General features: G+C 59.8%; 16 protein-coding genes. 1 reads left to right on the top strand and 15 read right to left on the bottom strand.

Annotated elements, in window-relative coordinates; all coding sequences use genetic code 11:
- Positions 1 to 18: 18 nt before the first annotated feature.
- Positions 19 to 2157: a PAS domain-containing hybrid sensor histidine kinase/response regulator gene (locus tag BGE01nite_RS07900; RefSeq protein WP_146849897.1), complete on the bottom strand. Its 2139-nt coding sequence runs from the start codon at positions 2155 to 2157 to the stop codon at positions 19 to 21.
- Positions 2158 to 2320: 163 nt separating this feature from the next.
- On the opposite strand from BGE01nite_RS07900, the gene BGE01nite_RS07895 reads away from it, so the two are divergent.
- The gene (locus BGE01nite_RS07895; RefSeq protein ID WP_146849896.1) at positions 2321 to 3067 is read left to right on the top strand and encodes a hypothetical protein; all 747 of its coding nucleotides are present in this window, start codon (positions 2321 to 2323) and stop codon (positions 3065 to 3067) included.
- A gap of 30 nt (positions 3068 to 3097) precedes the next feature.
- On the opposite strand, the gene BGE01nite_RS07890 is transcribed toward BGE01nite_RS07895, so the two are convergent.
- From BGE01nite_RS07890 to vccB, 14 genes are all read right to left on the bottom strand, one after another.
- On the bottom strand, positions 3098 to 4075 hold the full coding sequence (locus tag BGE01nite_RS07890) for a CNNM domain-containing protein (protein WP_146849895.1): 978 nt from the start codon (positions 4073 to 4075) through the stop codon (positions 3098 to 3100).
- 25 nt (positions 4076 to 4100) lie between these two features.
- A complete protein-coding gene (locus BGE01nite_RS07885) occupies positions 4101 to 4841 on the bottom strand; it encodes a sulfite exporter TauE/SafE family protein (RefSeq protein ID WP_218032931.1) in 741 nt (246 codons plus the stop codon).
- An 11-nt stretch (positions 4842 to 4852) separates the two neighbouring features.
- Positions 4853 to 5626 carry a M14 family metallopeptidase gene (locus BGE01nite_RS07880; protein WP_146849893.1) on the bottom strand — a complete coding sequence of 258 codons (774 nt, stop codon included), beginning with the start codon at positions 5624 to 5626 and terminating at the stop codon, positions 4853 to 4855.
- A 32-nt stretch (positions 5627 to 5658) separates the two neighbouring features.
- Positions 5659 to 6621: a cysteine synthase A gene (gene cysK, locus BGE01nite_RS07875; protein ID WP_146849892.1), complete on the bottom strand. Its 963-nt coding sequence runs from the start codon at positions 6619 to 6621 to the stop codon at positions 5659 to 5661.
- A 31-nt stretch (positions 6622 to 6652) separates the two neighbouring features.
- Positions 6653 to 6775 carry a hypothetical protein gene (locus BGE01nite_RS29705; RefSeq protein WP_281292041.1) on the bottom strand — a complete coding sequence of 41 codons (123 nt, stop codon included), beginning with the start codon at positions 6773 to 6775 and terminating at the stop codon, positions 6653 to 6655.
- A gap of 35 nt (positions 6776 to 6810) precedes the next feature.
- Complete coding sequence (locus tag BGE01nite_RS07870) at positions 6811 to 6996, bottom strand: YezD family protein (RefSeq protein WP_146849891.1); 186 nt, start codon at positions 6994 to 6996, stop codon at positions 6811 to 6813.
- A 117-nt stretch (positions 6997 to 7113) separates the two neighbouring features.
- Entirely contained in the window at positions 7114 to 8061 is a 948-nt protein-coding gene (gene epsC / locus BGE01nite_RS07865) for a serine O-acetyltransferase EpsC (protein WP_146849890.1), read from the bottom strand.
- Between the two features lie 3 nt (positions 8062 to 8064).
- The gene (locus BGE01nite_RS07860) at positions 8065 to 8595 is read right to left on the bottom strand and encodes a rhodanese-like domain-containing protein (RefSeq protein WP_146849889.1); all 531 of its coding nucleotides are present in this window, start codon (positions 8593 to 8595) and stop codon (positions 8065 to 8067) included.
- A gap of 6 nt (positions 8596 to 8601) precedes the next feature.
- The gene (locus BGE01nite_RS07855; protein WP_146849888.1) at positions 8602 to 10374 is read right to left on the bottom strand and encodes a cysteine desulfurase; all 1773 of its coding nucleotides are present in this window, start codon (positions 10372 to 10374) and stop codon (positions 8602 to 8604) included.
- Complete coding sequence (locus BGE01nite_RS07850) at positions 10355 to 11293, bottom strand: family 2A encapsulin nanocompartment shell protein (RefSeq protein WP_146849887.1); 939 nt, start codon at positions 11291 to 11293, stop codon at positions 10355 to 10357. The genes BGE01nite_RS07855 and BGE01nite_RS07850 overlap by 20 nt, the downstream gene beginning before the upstream one ends.
- A gap of 72 nt (positions 11294 to 11365) precedes the next feature.
- Positions 11366 to 11854, bottom strand: a complete 489-nt coding sequence (locus BGE01nite_RS07845) for a helix-turn-helix domain-containing protein (RefSeq protein WP_170266668.1) — start codon at positions 11852 to 11854, stop codon at positions 11366 to 11368.
- A 195-nt stretch (positions 11855 to 12049) separates the two neighbouring features.
- Positions 12050 to 12700 (bottom strand): Verru_Chthon cassette protein D, encoded by a 651-nt coding sequence (vccD, locus tag BGE01nite_RS07840; protein ID WP_170266667.1) that lies wholly within the window; start codon positions 12698 to 12700, stop codon positions 12050 to 12052.
- Positions 12701 to 12704: 4 nt separating this feature from the next.
- Entirely contained in the window at positions 12705 to 13835 is a 1131-nt protein-coding gene (gene vccC, locus BGE01nite_RS07835) for a Verru_Chthon cassette protein C (RefSeq protein WP_146849884.1), read from the bottom strand.
- Positions 13832 to 14386 (bottom strand): Verru_Chthon cassette protein B, encoded by a 555-nt coding sequence (gene vccB, locus BGE01nite_RS07830; protein WP_146849883.1) that lies wholly within the window; start codon positions 14384 to 14386, stop codon positions 13832 to 13834. The genes vccC and vccB overlap by 4 nt, the downstream gene beginning before the upstream one ends.
- Positions 14387 to 14393 lie beyond the last annotated feature (7 nt).

Raw genomic sequence — 14393 nt, 5'->3', positions numbered from 1 at the left:
AGATTCCCGCACGGGCGATCAAAAGTCTGCCGTTCCGTACTCCTCCACCCCCATGCAGGACGCAGCGAAACGGCGGAGGGCCTGGCGCACTTCCTGGATGGTGGCTGGCTTAACCAAATGTTCCACAAAACCCGCCTCCGCGGAATCACGGAGGTCTTCATCCGTGCCATAGCCGCTGAGCGCGATGCCGCGCAGGCCGTATCGGGAGCGCAGCTCGGCCATGAGATCAAAGCCGGTTCCGTCCGGCAGGCCGATGTCTGAGAGCACCACGTCAAAAGTGGCGCGCTCTGCCGCGGAGAGCGCGCTCCTCACGTCCGCTGCGGTGATGACATCATGCCCGGCACGGCGCAGCAGGCGCGCCAGCACATTCCGCGTGGTTTCATGGTCATCCACCAGCAGAATTCGCAAGGACTCCTCCGGCTCTGAGGCGGAGTCGTTTTCCCGTTGGGCGGGAACGCTGCCTGTGGCGCCATCCAAGGCCATGGGCAGCGCCACGGTGAAGGCAGCTCCTTTGCCAGGCCCTGCACTCCTGGCGGTGATGATGCCGTGATGCATCTCAATGATGGCACGCGCGATGGAGAGTCCGAGCCCGAGGCCAGGGTAGCGCTGATCCCCCGTGATATTCCCCTGCTCAAAGGGTTCGAACAGGCGGCTGGCGAACTCTGAGGAGAAGCCGATGCCAGTGTCACTGACCTCGATCAGCAGACTGGCTGGCTCGCTGCACCCCGCCAGCCGCTGGCCATGGCGGGAGGTGACACGCACATGACCGCCCGGCGGTGTGAACTTCACCGCATTTCGCAGCAGATTCCAGATGACCTGTTGCAGGCGCGCCGGGTCTCCGTGGATGGTTCGGTGTTTTGCCTGCAGATCGGCAGTGAGGTGAATGCGCTTCTGGCGAGCCTCGTCACGCACGATGTCCACGGCGAGCTCGATCATACGGTCAGCATCACAGGTTTCAGCATGGAGAGTGAGCTTTCCATGCGTGATGCGCGTGAGGTCCAGCAGGTCATCGATGAGCCGCGCTTCCAGCTCCACATTGCGCCGGATCATGGCCAGCTGTTCACGAGTGTCTTCAGGGAGAGAGGCATCCTCACTCAAGGCCGCCGCCGTCATGAGCACGGGAGTCAGCGGTGTGCGCAGCTCATGAGAAAGCTGCGCGAGGAATTTGTCCTTGGCTCTCGAGGCTGCCTCAGCCCGCTCTTTCGCGGCACGCAGCACTTCCTCGCTCTCCTTGAGCTTCGCCTCGGCGAGCTTGAGCTCGTTGATGTTCACACCAGTGCCGATGAACCCGGCAAACTGGCCGCCCACAAAGCGCGGAACGCCTTTGAAAAAGTTCCACTCATACTCGCCAGTGCGCAGGATGCGGTGACGGATCTCCAGCGTGTAGGGCTTCTGCTGGCGCACGGCCTCGCTGTAGACGCGGTGCACCACCGGAAGATCATCAGGATGCAACCGGCTTTCCCAGCCGCGCCCGGTGAACTCACTCACATCCTTCAATTCCAGAAACTCCAGGAAGGGACGGTTCGCATAGGTGATGTTGATGTCAGCATCCGCCTGCCAGATGAAGACAGGCGTGTCATCCGCGAGCGCACGGAAGCGGGCCTCGCTTTCACGCAGTTCATCCTCGACGCGTTTGCGCTCCGTGATGTCGCGTGAGATGGCCACCAGGCCGAGCACCTCTCCATCTTTTCCAAGCCAGCGCGTTTTCACCGAGTGAAAGACACGGGTGATCTTGTCTGGGCCGGTGAAGGTTTCCTCAAAGGTGCCCGTCTCCTCACCCGCGATCACGCGGCGATCATTTTCAAGGATCCTGCGCGCCTGCGGTGTGTCACCTGCGAGATCAATGGCGTTCTTGCCGAGAAAGTCTTCGGCTTCACCGCAGAGCATGCGGCAGGTGGCCGGGTTCAGATAGATCAGGCGGCTGTCAGAGTCCTTCACATAGACCAGGTCGGGACTGTTTTCCGCCACGGCGCGCATCACGGCGCTGGCGCTCGCGAGCTCAGCCTCCACACGTTTCATTTCCGTGATGTCCGCCACGGCATCCGTGGACTGCGCGAGCTTCTCGTCCTCTGATCGCTGGCGGCCACTGTCACGCAACCGGCCCACAGAACCGTCCGGTTGTGGGATGCACGAGCGTATGTCATCAGGCGAGGTCATGGAAGCATATGTCGCTCTAGGACCTTCGCATCTCAGTCTCCCGCTGGATGCCTCTGTGGCTATCCGCACCCTGCCTGCACCCGTCGAGAAGCGGCAAAGAAGGGCGCATTCTTGCACGAATTGGACTTGGAGTGGGGCGCACACTCCCGCAGACTATGTATCGATGAATCCCGTCCTGGCTGCGAGCATCTATCTCTTGGCGCTCACCCTTCACTGCGCGGCCTGGGCGGGAGAACCACCGGAGCCCTCATCAGAGACGGAAAGACTTGTCACACGTATCTATTCCATTCCGCCTGATTTCGGCGCCTATGGAGCCGGTGAAGGATTGATGGATCCATTTGTCGTTCCTGAGGTTTATCCGGCGGTCCCGGGGAGGTCCTTCACCCTGAGCCGTCACAGCACGAAGGGCTGGCCTGCGGGTGCGGGTGTGGTGATCAACCGCCAGACTCACCGGATCGTCATCCGTAACATCAAGGCGAACATGAAGGGGATCGAGTCCTTGATCGCCCAGTGGAATGCGGACTGGCAGAAGAGGCAAAAGACACAGGAGCCGCTCATTTACTATGATGAGGTGACCTTTATAGTAACTCCGCGCAAGCAGGCCGGACGCCTGCTGGAAGCAGTCTGCCTGCTGCCAACCAACTTTACTACCACCGATCTGGCGGAGGAGCTGAAACAGCAGGGGGTGCCCTTTCCGAAGGATGCTGCTGCACACTGGAACGCAGCGACCCGCCAGGCGACGATTCGCAGCACCAGCGCCAATCTGGATCTAATCATCCCCTGGTTCGCCAGCCTGTGGGAAGCCTCGAAGGAAACGCCGCCTTATCAGAATAAAGCTCCATCCCCGGTGCTGCTGGAACAAGGCCAGGTAGACCAAGCCATGCGTGACCTGGCTTCCCAAAAGCCATGAGCCCGCAAGTGAACGTGCGGAAGCGATGCCTCACACTCGCGCGCCCATCAGCACCTTCATCACGTCATCCATCGTGATCCAGCCGATCACGGAGCCATCGGGAGCATCCACCAGCGCTGCGACTTCACTTTTTTCAAGGAAGAGTGCCAGGAGCTGGGTCAGCGAGGCCTTGCCATCCACATGCAGCACAGGCCGGATGAGATCCTGCCAGGAGGCTGCGGCATCTTCCGTGATGTTCCGCACGAAGAGCTCACGAACACGAATGTAGCCACTGACAGACTCCAGCTTGCCGATTGGGCTCACGGGATAGCTGCGGTGAAGCTTCGGCCCCTGAATCTTCACGTTTTCCTTCAGGTCATGACCCGCATGGAAGACACGCACGGCCTCCAGAGGCACCATGGCACTGCGCACACGGCGCGCGCTCAACGTGGCGGCGTGGATCATGATGATCTCCTCCTGGTTGTGCAACAGCTGCTCCGCACGCGCTGACTCCACCAGCGTGATGATGTCCATGATGCGGTCACTCTGAGTCTGGCCGCCGACAGCCTTGCTCTTCAAGCGCTCGCAGAACTTCTCCATCACACGCACCAGCGGATGACAGATCCAGAGCATCCACGTGAGAGGATTGATGAGCTTTGGGGCCAGTGAGCTGGCGAAATGCACGCCGATGATCTTCGGCGTCATCTCACCTCCAAAGAGCATGGCCACCGTCATGAAGGCTGAAAAGGCCCAGAGCCAGTCCGGACCGTATAGATCCACAAACTGCGCCCCCGCCAATGTGGCAAGGCCGGTGTTCGCCAGCGTGTTGAAGACCAGGATGGCAGAGATCGGGCGCTCGATGCGCTGTTTCATCGCCAGCCAGCGCCCCGCTTTGGCGATGCCCTTTTTCTCCTGCACCTGAAGCTCCAATGGATTCAGGCTGAGCAGCACTGCTTCCGTGAGCGAGCAGAGCGATGAGACACCGATGACCGTGAGGGTCGTGAGGATGAACAGGAGAATCATAGACATGACCTCGCCATTGCCGGGATTGGCATCAGGCGAAGGTTTTCAGCAGCGTGCGGACGCTCAGACCGATCACCACCAGGCCCACCAGGATGAGGAAGGGACGATGTGGCACACGCTTGCAAACCCAGGCACCCAAGGGTGCCGCGACAACACCGCCGGCAGCCAGGCTGAGAATCACGTCCCAGTGATCGATGCCGATGCCTAACAAAAAGCCGATCGAAGCCGAGAGCGTGACGAAGAACTCCACCGCATTCACACTGCCGACCGTCTCGCGAAACGGACTGCCACGCGCCAGGAGCGTGGAGCCGACGATGGGTCCCCACCCACCGCCACCGACGGCATCGATGAAGGCACCAAAGAAGGCCAGCGGCCTGACGTGGGAGGTCACCGACTTCGGCGGGAAAGCACGGCCAGCCTTGATGATGAGCACCACGCCCATGAGCAGCAGATACACGGCGATCCAGGGCTTGATCGCATCTCCTGGAATCTGCGTGAGCAGGTAGGCACCCACGAAGGCACCGATGATTCCCGGCAGCAAAAGACGGAAGAAGAGACTCTTGTTGATGTTGCCAAAAGCGTGATGAGACACTGCCGATGCACCGGTGGTAAAGCACTCCGCCGCATGCACCGTGCTGCTGACGATGGCCGGGGGCAGACCGAGGCCGATCAGAAGGCTGGAGGCGGTGACGCCATAGGCCATGCCCAGCGCACCATCCACCAGCTGGGCTGCAAAACCAATGAGCGCGTAAAAAATCAGATCTTCGTTCACAATGTGACTGATTAGATGTTAGGCGCGTAGGCCTGGAGCAGGCGGTATCTGGCCAGGATGGCCTTCACAGCATCCACGGTGGCAGCCACCTGGCGGTGCATGGGAGCGAGGCCGGGAGTCTCAAAGACGATTTCCAGAGGCTTCACCTCCTGCTCAGGCGGTGCACTGAGGATGCCCAGGTAACCTTCCTTGATGATGCCGTCTTTGGCCAGAAAGCCATCGATCAGGTGCTCGGAGTTGCGTGGCAGATGAGCGTCCGCAGCTTCCAGCGCTGGCTTGAGCAGTTGCTCGCTCAAAAGCGCGCCGCTGACAAAGCCGTAGCAACCATCGGAGTCCGTGTCCGAATGAAGAGAGATGATACCGTCATAGCGCTCACGACGCAGCTCGCTCTCGAGATACATGACCTCGGGCTCGAGGGAGCCATACCAGAACTCGCGGTTCAGATCGAGGTCGCTCTGGTTGTGGCGTGTGCCGAGATTTCGGCCGGTCGGATTGCAAACAGGGAAGAAGTGCAGCTCGAAGTCACCGAGCTCTTCAGGCTTCTCCGAGGCCCAGCGGATGAGCTGCTGCGTGGCCAGGATGCCAGCTTCCTCATCTCCATGAATGCCGGCGAAGATGCCGAACTTGAAGCCAAAGCCTTTCTTGAGCGGCTTGCTGACGATCTTCGGGATATAGATGCCCTGGTCAGGCGGCACGCTTTCCAGGATGATGCGCGGCACCGGCCGTGTATAAGCTGGAAGCGTGGCAGGCGAGAGACGATCACTGACAAGTGAGGTGAGAAGCATAACCAACTAGATGCTAAAAACGTTGAAGAGACTCAGGCGGTGACTTTGCCGCGGGCTTCATCAGCCAGGGCGGTGGAGAGGTAGCGCTCACCAGTGCTACACCCCACGGTCACGATCAATTTGCCTGCGTTCTCGGCACGTCCGGCCACTTGCAGGGCCGCCCACACGTTCGCTCCAGTGGAGATGCCGGCGAGGATGCCTTCCTCGGCAGCAAGACGGCGCGCCGTGTTGATGGCATCTTCATTGGAGACCTGGATCACTTCATCCACGATGTCGAGATGCAGGTTCTTCGGAACAAAGCCAGCTCCCGTGCCCTGGATCTTGTGAGGGCCTGGCACCAGCGGCTCACCGCGAAGCGTCTGCGTGATCACCGGAGAATCCTTGGGCTCCACGGCGATGGACTTCACTTCTGGTTTGCGGCCTTTGATCACTTCACTGACACCTGTGATGGTGCCGCCCGTGCCCACTGCAGCCACAAAGACATCGATCTTGCCATCGGTGTCGTCCCAAATCTCCACGGCGGTGGTCTGGCGATGCACTTCAGGGTTGGCTGGATTCGCAAACTGCTGCGGCACCCAGGCACCTGGGTTCGCTTCGAGCAGTTCCTCGGCTCTGCGAATGGCACCCTTCATGCCTTCCTTCGCAGGAGTCAAAACCAGCTCCGCGCCGAGCAGCGCGAGCAAAGTGCGGCGCTCCACACTCATGCTTTCCGGCATGGTCAGTGTGAGCTTGTAACCCTTTGCCGCAGCCACAAAGGCCAGGGCGATGCCGGTATTGCCACTCGTAGGCTCAATGATATGACCGCCAGGTTTCAGCGAGCCATCCGCTTCCGCAGCTTCAATCATTGCACGACCGATGCGGTCCTTCACGCTGCCGAGCGGATTCTTGAACTCGCCTTTCAGAGCCACCGTCGCACCAGTGTTCGCGGAAAGGCGGTTCAACTTAACGAGCGGCGTCTTGCCGATGGAGTCAATGATGCTGGAAACGAGTGCCATGATGAGAATGTGAGATGAACAGTTTAAAAAACTAGTGACGCGTTTTCGCAGACTTGGGGCTGGTGCTCAGCCAGTGGGAAAACCAAGCCAGGATCTTTGACGTGATGAGGCCTTCAGGAGGCTGACGGTAGGCGATGACGGGCTTGGCATTCATGACGGTGAAAAGCAGATGAAACGGACAGACCAGGCTCACTTCGAGAGCGGGACCACCTCAGTCGGGATGCGGGTCTTCTCGAGGCTCTCGACCTGGGTCACACGGCCCTCGTGGACGATGAGCTGGATGGAGCCAAAACGCATGCCGGCCAGCTTCTGGCGGACGATTTCGACCCAGGGTTCGGCGGATTCAGAGGTGGGAGGGAGAACTGACTTGCTCATGTGATGGTGATTCAGACCTTGTCATTGTATGTATATCCGTCAAGTAGGAATTAAAGATTAAAAAGACACTGTTTCGAATGAGAAATAAGGGCTTGGCACAGCTTTGCTGAGCGCTGCCTAGATGCTGAACTCGCCGATCTCTTTCTTCGTCTTCTTAGCGTTCTTGTCCAGGATATGCAGACCGGCTTCCTTGGTCACCACAAGGGAGTTAGGCGGCACGCTGTGCATGAGGGTGACGTTCGCGCCGATGGTGCTGCCTTCGCCGATCTTGGTCTCGCCACCGAGGATGGTGGAGTTCGGATAAATGGTGACGTTGTCCTCCACATCGGGATGCCGCTTCGTACCGCGGATGAGCTGGCCTTCACCATCCTTGGCGAAGCTGCGTGCGCCGAGAGTCACACCATGATAAAGCTTCACGTTGTTGCCGATTTTGCAGGTCTCACCAATCACGACGCCGGTGCCGTGATCGATGAAAAAGTGTGTGCCGATGCTGGCTCCGGGATGGATGTCAATGCCCGTGCGGGAGTGCGCCCATTCGGTCATCATGCGCGGGATGATGGGCGCGCCTTCCTTGTAGAGACGGTGAGCGAGCCGCTGGATGGCGATGGCTTCCAGGAATGGGAACGAGAGAATGATTTCCTCCTGCATGTGCACGGAAGGGTCACCTTCAAGAGCTGCCTCGACATCGTGCTTTAGCAGTTCGCGCACGGCGGGGATGGCTTTCACGAATCTCTTCATGATGGGCACCGTCCTGCCAGTTGGCTTGTCGGGATTGCCAATGCGCACCGCTTTGCGGACCTGCTCCTGAAGGCGGCGAACCACGGAGAGCATGCGCTCCACCGTCAACTGCGCGAGCGTGCCATCCGGAATGGCATCGTGATCATGAAAGCCGGGAAAGAGAAGCTGCAGGAGATCGTGACAGATCTCATTGATGGCGCCTTTGGAAGGCAGGTTGCTGGAGCCATTCTCATTGAAGCCGCCGAAGCGCTCATAGGAGGCTAGCAATTCAGGGATGTGCCAGTCCGCGAGAGCGAGGGCTGGGTTCTGCGTTTGGCGCGAGGACATGAACTAGGCTTTTTGATTCCACGGGGCCTTTGCCAGCAGCAGGCCCATGCCGCACCAGTCAGTGATGCCGGCAAAGATGAGTCCCGCGCCGACAAAGCCCGAGAGCCAGATGAAGGCAGGATTCACGAAGTAGGAGAGCAGCACACCGCTAAGCACCAGAGTGCCTGCGGCGATGCGGACCTGGCGCTCAAGGCCGATGACCTTGGTCTTGCCACGATTCACCGGCAGACCTGCGGCGATCCATGCGAGCGTACCACCTTCAACGACGATGGAGTTCGGATAACCAGCTTTGGCGAGCTGATCCGCAGCCTTGGTGGCGCGCTGACCGCTGCGGCAGAGGATGTAGATGGGCTTCTCGATGCTAAGGCGATGGGTGTCGTGAAGCTCATCCGGCTTCAGCGAGTCCAGCGGCACGTTCTTCGCGGAGTCGACATGCACCTCGGCGAACTCCACAGGAGTGCGCACGTCGATGACGTTCTGGAAGGTCTTGTCCTGCAGAAGCTCGTGAAGCGCGACAGGTGAAATGGTGGCCATGATGGATCAGCGTTTGGGAAGTTGGTGCAGGGCGGCGACGAGGGCATCGACTTCGCCGAACGTATTATAGAACGCCAGCGAGGGCCGCACGGTTGTGTCCTGGCCAAAATGACGCTGCGCAGGAAGCGCGCAATGATGTCCTGCACGAACAGCAATCCCTTGCTTGTCGAGATGATGCGCAATGGCCTCATTCGAAACACCCGGGATCACGAACGACAGCACGCTGGCCTTGTTCGTGGCCGTGCCGATGGGACGAAGCCCGGGCACGGTGCTCAAGGCATGCGTGGCATACTCCAGCAAGGTGTGCTCATAAGCAGCGATGCCGGGAATGCCGACACGGAAGAGATAATCAATGGCAGCACCGAGACCGACGACTCCGGCGATGTCTGGAGTGCCTGCTTCAAACTTCTCCGGCGCTGGACGGTAGATCGTCTTCTCAAACGTCACGTCCTGGATCATGTGTCCCCCGCCCTGCCAGGGTGGCATGGCATCCAGCAGATGCTTCTTGCCATAAAGCGCACCGATGCCGGTGGGACCAAAAATCTTGTGACCACTGAAGACGTAGAAGTCGACATCGAGCGCCGAGACGTTCACCGGCAGATGCGGTGTGGACTGCGCGCCATCGACAAGAACCACCGCACCGACCGCATGAGCGAGAGGGATGATCTGTTCGACAGGATTGACGGTGCCCAGTGCATTGGACACATGCGTCACGCTCACAATCTTTGTTTTCTCGCTGAGCAGTTTGGCAAACTCCTCGAGGATCAGTTCACCGCGATCATTGATGGGCACCACACGGATGACAGCGCCAGTCTGTGCAGCGAGGAGCTGCCAGGGGACGATGTTCGCGTGATGCTCCAGCTGCGTGAGCAGGATCTCGTCACCAGGACCGACGTTGTGACGTCCGTAGCTGTTGGCGACGAGGTTGATGGCCTCTGTGGTGCCACGAAGGAAGACGATCTCTTTGGCATCACCCGCGCCGAGGAACTGGCGCACCTTTTCACGGCCTGCTTCAAAGAGCTTCGTGGAGCGTTCTGCCAGCGCATGCGCAGCGCGATGGATGTTGGAATTGTCGCGACCGTAAAACTGCGAGGTGGCATCCAGCACGGACTGCGGTTTGTGAGTCGTCGCCGCGTTGTCGAGATAGATCAGCGGATGTCCGTTCACGCGCTGATGCAGCGCGGGAAAGTCACGGCGCACACCTTCCACATCAAAGGCGGTCAAGGGAGCCGCCACCGGAGGCAGCGAGGCACCTTTGAGTCCCTTGAGGAAGTAGAAGTCAGGCTCGTCAATGACCTGCACACCTTGAGGAAACGAGGGCTCGCGATACAGCGTGTCCAACGGATGCTCCACCGGCGAGTCCTTCTGACGTGTGCCTATGAGGTCATTGTAGTAGCTGGGTTCGCCATACTCGAAGGAATGAGAGTCTCCGCGTGAATGACCTCCCGAACGAGGCTGCGATGATGATTTGGAGACAGGCTCCGGCTCGGATGAAACCACGGTGGGATGCACCGGTGGTGCGGAGGAAGTGGTGGTGGGGAAACCACCATTCAAACCTGCATCGCGTGAGTCCACGGAAGGAGGCGCAGCTTGCGGAGAGACCGGAAGCTGTGTCGGAAGACCGGCAAGGGTAGCGGGCACGGTGGCAGGCAGCTCAGGCACTTGTGGCTGACCACCATGAAACAGCTCACCCACAAGGCGGGTGATGAGTGAGGTATCCTCCCCGCCCAGGTCCACACCGGCCAGCGGTGATGGGAGATCAAGCCTTGGGGTAGACATACTCGTGGTAGTTGGTCACGGAAACATTCTCCAGCAGGCCAATCGCGTCCTCATCGAGGGCAGCGACGGAGAAGTATCGGGTCACGAGATGGGAGGCGATAGAATTCTCATTGGTGCCCATGTAGCGCACGGAGAGACCGGGTTCGATCTCGCCCGTAACGCCGGCTTTCTGCAAACCGACCACACCACGCTGGTTCTCGCCCACGCGAAGGAGCAGAATGCTGGTGAGACCCTTCTTGGAAAGCGGCAGCTTGTCACTCGGGATAAGCGGAATGCCGCGCCAGGTGATGAAGGGCGAACCAAAAAGAGAAACGGTAGGCGGCGGCACGCCACGACGGGTGGCCTCACGACCAAAGGCAGCGATGGCCTTCGGATGCGCAAGGAAGTAGGCGGGCTTCTTCCACACAAGGGAAAGCAGCTCATCAAAGTCATCCGGTGTCGGAGGGCCGTAGCGTGTCTGGATCTTCTGCTGGGGCGCCACGATGTTCAGAATGCCGAACTTGGGATGGTTGAGGATCTCACGCTCTTCCTTCTCTTTCAGAGCTTCGACGGTGAGGCGCACCTGCTCACGCAGCTGGTCAAAACGATTGCTGTAGAGATCCGTGATGCGGGTATGCGTGTGCAGGATCGTCTGGATCGTGCTGAGGTGATACTCACGCGGCGTCTCTTCATAATCGATGAAGGTATTCGGCAATTTGGGTTCGCCTTCATCGACGGTGAGGAGATCAACGGTAGGACCTGGAATCTTCGAGACCACACGGTTCACGCGGTACACGCCACCGTCGACATCGACGTAAGGCAGCAGCTTCAAAAGCCAGCGCGGGGAGATTTCATCCCACTGCGGGGCGGTGACGGTGGCGGTGGCCAGATTGCGCGCGGCCTTGGCGTTGAGAGCGGGAAAGGATTGGGGAGTGCTCATAGGGAGAGTTGAGGTTGATGCGTTGACGGAAAATGGCTGCCTCAGCCAGGGGACGGACTCTTGCTAATGCCCCTAGCGGGCAAGGACTGCTGCATGATGCGGGCCAGACTCTTGACGAGTTTTCGGCCGACACGAAGGCCTTGCAGAATCTGCGCGCATCAAAGCAAAGCCCTCGCGTGACGCGGCGGAAATGGTTGAAGACTTTCTCGCGCTAAGCTCGGGAAAGGCGAGCTGCACGCGCTCCGGGCTGGAAGGGCTCAGGTTCAGCCAGACCTTCTGCTCCTGGGTGGCATGAGGTCCCAGCAGGGCATGGCACAGGCCGCCTTCGCTAAAGCGGCGGATGAGATCCACCACACCTCGCCTGCTCAGAAGAGCCTTGTATGCAGCCTCGACCACCGTGGCCCCTTCATTCAGCAGGAGCAGGGCCCTGGCACGAGTGCGGGTGCGGGCATGGGTGGATGGATTCTGGCTCACCAGAGTGGCGAGCAAAGCCTGCTCACCGGAAAGACCAGTGAAACGCAGGGTCTCCAAAAGCGCAGCATGGGGAAGGTGAAGATTCATGACGATATAGATGGGTTTTGATGGAGAAGGCCGGGCCGGAACATTCGCTGCTTCAGCGGGCTTCCATCGTGGTGGATCACCCTTCATCATTCGCGGCCTCGGCTTATATTATACTCAAACAGTATGTATTACTTCGCCTTTAAATCCTATTCGTCAAATAGGTTTTAACTTCTCACGCGCTTTTTTTCTTCGAGTTCACTCAGGCCGGAAGCTGTTGATGTGACCGGTCACGGGATCGAGCTGCAGGGCGACGAAGTTCTTCGAAAGCACGGTGGGATCAGCCGTGGGCTGGCGAACCAGCGTCAGAGTCCAGGAAGTGGTCTCGGCCAGATCCGTGGAGCCATCCGGACGGAAACGAAAAGCAACGTAGGGGCGCTCGCCCTGGTCCGTCACCAGAGTGCGTTCTGGCAAGGTCCAGAGAGAGCTGAACTCATCACTGGTGCTGATGCCGACGGAGTTCGGCAGCGGATCCTCATCACCTTCAGGCACGAACTCAATGCTCAGCGGCTCCTCTGCATCTCCTTCCTCAGCAGCAGCATCGACCTCGCGGAGACGGAAGACCTGGATCCCCTGCCCTGAGCCGCCATCCACAGGGGGTGTGATGCTGTTGCGGAAAATGCGCACCTCCACATCCGAGGCAAAGGTCACGGCGATTCCGCGAGCTTCCGTGAGACGTCCCTGCACCAGATCCGCAGCCTGCGTCATGCGGTTCGCATCCAGCACATCCAGCAAGGTGGGGGTGGTGAGAGCCACCAGCAGGAGCACGGTGCCCACGCCCACGCAGAGTTCGATCAAGGTGAACGCAGCTTTGGAGAGACGGATTGGCAGATGGCGGAGGTTTTTCATGAGATCAGAAAGTCTGGGCGTCCCAGCGTGCATTGCGGAGGGTGATGACCTCGCTGAAGACGCGGTAGTTGATCTTGCGGGTCTGGAAGTAGTCCTTCACGCTCTGGAGGTCTGCGTTATACTGCTTCGAGGAGGGATCCGTGAACGCGGCTTTGGCATCCACCTGAAGGTCCACCGGTTCATCACCAGAAAGCTCCGCCCAGCGGGCCGCGCCTGCTTCATCCAGCGCCACGAGAGTCAGGCGCAGCTGCGGTGGCAGCAGATGCTGCGTGCCCTGGCGGATGTTGTTCAGGACATCCACACTCACAGGATCCACCTGCGGATCCTTGTTGAAGGCATCCCGGGAATTGTAGCGGTAAACCGGCGCGATCCACCAGGGATCCGGGAGTTGACCCGTCGGCCCCGGTGTCAAGGACTCCTCCGGCACGAGAGGCATGATCACGAGCAGGACGATGTTGTCCGCCACCACGCGTGAAGAGGTCGCGAGTCCTTCACGGAACCAGACGTCCGGCTTGGTGTAGACGGCATTTCCCGGTGCATTGGCAGTGGCGATCTCCGCCGGCGGACGATACTCCATCAAGCGATAGCGATGGTGCACACGGGTGACCGCTTCCGGCAGGAAGTCCGGACGCCGGGCCTCGTCACTGCCGAACTGAATGTAGTAACCACGCGCATTCAGCAGGGCTGCAAGCCCGCGATGCCGCTCACTCTGGCCGAGGGGGGCCTGGAAGAAGACCCCATGTCCCGGATAAGTCCTCTGGTCAGCCGTCGCCGCCACCGCTTCACGCGCAGGACCGCTCCAAAACTGCAGTTCTGACTGGCGGACGTAACCTGCGGGCGGCGTGGAGCCGTTCACCGGCGGCACGTTCGACTTGGTCTCCGTGTAGTAGTAGTCCCAGTAGGTGTTCAGCGTGGCCTGGCTGAGATTGCGTGAGAGCGTCTCAAAAGCGGTGCGCGCACCACGAAACTGCTCCACCCGCACGCGGGTGGACTTCCAGGACCGCTGCATGCTTTCCAGCGAGGTCAGCGAGATCAGCATGAGGATGGAAAGCACCACGGTGGAGACCAGGATCTCCACGAGAGTGAATCCATGCCTAACACGATGTGCGGTAAAACTGGAGATCGGAGTCTTCATCGGCCGGCTCGTGCGATGAGCGTGGTGTGGCTGCGAATGGCGAGACGCGGGCCGTTGTCGAAATCAAAGTCCGGATCACCGATGCTGGCGACCTTGACCGTGACACGGCGGAGGTAGGGATCATTCACCGGGCCTGCCTGGGCCGTGCTGCCGATGCCGGAGGAAGGCAGCACGACATCCTGCGGAGGCACCTTCACCTCGGCAACATAGGCCAGCCAGCCACTGGTGCGGGCCTCCGTGGCCCCCATCTCGATGCCCTGATCGTCAAAGTAGAAACGCTTGTTGTTAAACTTTGAGACCAGGTTGTCCTGGCCGGCGGCGAGCGACCAGGGAGACTGCGCCATGTTGCCTAACAAATGACGTGTGATGTGGCTCTCGGCGTGCAGGTTGCCAGCCTGGCGCACATTAGCCAGCCCCTGCGGCACCAGGCCGAGCACGGAGGTGATGGCGATGGCGGTGATGCCGGTGGCCAGTGTGACCTCGACCAGCGAGAAGCCGGAGCGAAGCTGGCGCATCATGCGCTGGCGCAGGGAGGAGCGGAGGTTTTTCATGAGGTTT

Source organism: Prosthecobacter gellanilyticus, assembly GCF_007992435.1.
GTDB classification, from domain to species: domain Bacteria; phylum Verrucomicrobiota; class Verrucomicrobiia; order Verrucomicrobiales; family Verrucomicrobiaceae; genus Prosthecobacter; species Prosthecobacter gellanilyticus.
This window is presented reverse-complemented; position numbering and strand designations above follow the sequence as displayed.

Coding starts and splice junctions, on each gene's coding strand:
- BGE01nite_RS07900 (WP_146849897.1), bottom strand. CDS start 2,157: ATGACCTCGCCTGATGACATACGCTCGTGCATCCCACAACCGGACGGT.
- BGE01nite_RS07845 (WP_170266668.1), bottom strand. CDS start 11,854: ATGAATCTTCACCTTCCCCATGCTGCGCTTTTGGAGACCCTGCGTTTC.
- vccC (WP_146849884.1), bottom strand. CDS start 13,835: ATGAAGACTCCGATCTCCAGTTTTACCGCACATCGTGTTAGGCATGGA.
- BGE01nite_RS29705 (WP_281292041.1), bottom strand. CDS start 6,775: ATGAATGCCAAGCCCGTCATCGCCTACCGTCAGCCTCCTGAAGGCCTC.
- vccD (WP_170266667.1), bottom strand. CDS start 12,700: ATGAAAAACCTCCGCCATCTGCCAATCCGTCTCTCCAAAGCTGCGTTC.
- epsC (WP_146849890.1), bottom strand. CDS start 8,061: ATGTCCTCGCGCCAAACGCAGAACCCAGCCCTCGCTCTCGCGGACTGG.
- BGE01nite_RS07870 (WP_146849891.1), bottom strand. CDS start 6,996: ATGAGCAAGTCAGTTCTCCCTCCCACCTCTGAATCCGCCGAACCCTGG.
- BGE01nite_RS07860 (WP_146849889.1), bottom strand. CDS start 8,595: ATGGCCACCATTTCACCTGTCGCGCTTCACGAGCTTCTGCAGGACAAG.
- cysK (WP_146849892.1), bottom strand. CDS start 6,621: ATGGCACTCGTTTCCAGCATCATTGACTCCATCGGCAAGACGCCGCTC.
- BGE01nite_RS07850 (WP_146849887.1), bottom strand. CDS start 11,293: ATGAGCACTCCCCAATCCTTTCCCGCTCTCAACGCCAAGGCCGCGCGC.
- BGE01nite_RS07880 (WP_146849893.1), bottom strand. CDS start 5,626: ATGCTTCTCACCTCACTTGTCAGTGATCGTCTCTCGCCTGCCACGCTT.
- BGE01nite_RS07890 (WP_146849895.1), bottom strand. CDS start 4,075: ATGTCTATGATTCTCCTGTTCATCCTCACGACCCTCACGGTCATCGGT.
- BGE01nite_RS07855 (WP_146849888.1), bottom strand. CDS start 10,374: ATGTCTACCCCAAGGCTTGATCTCCCATCACCGCTGGCCGGTGTGGAC.
- vccB (WP_146849883.1), bottom strand. CDS start 14,386: ATGAAAAACCTCCGCTCCTCCCTGCGCCAGCGCATGATGCGCCAGCTT.
- BGE01nite_RS07895 (WP_146849896.1), top strand. CDS start 2,321: ATGAATCCCGTCCTGGCTGCGAGCATCTATCTCTTGGCGCTCACCCTT.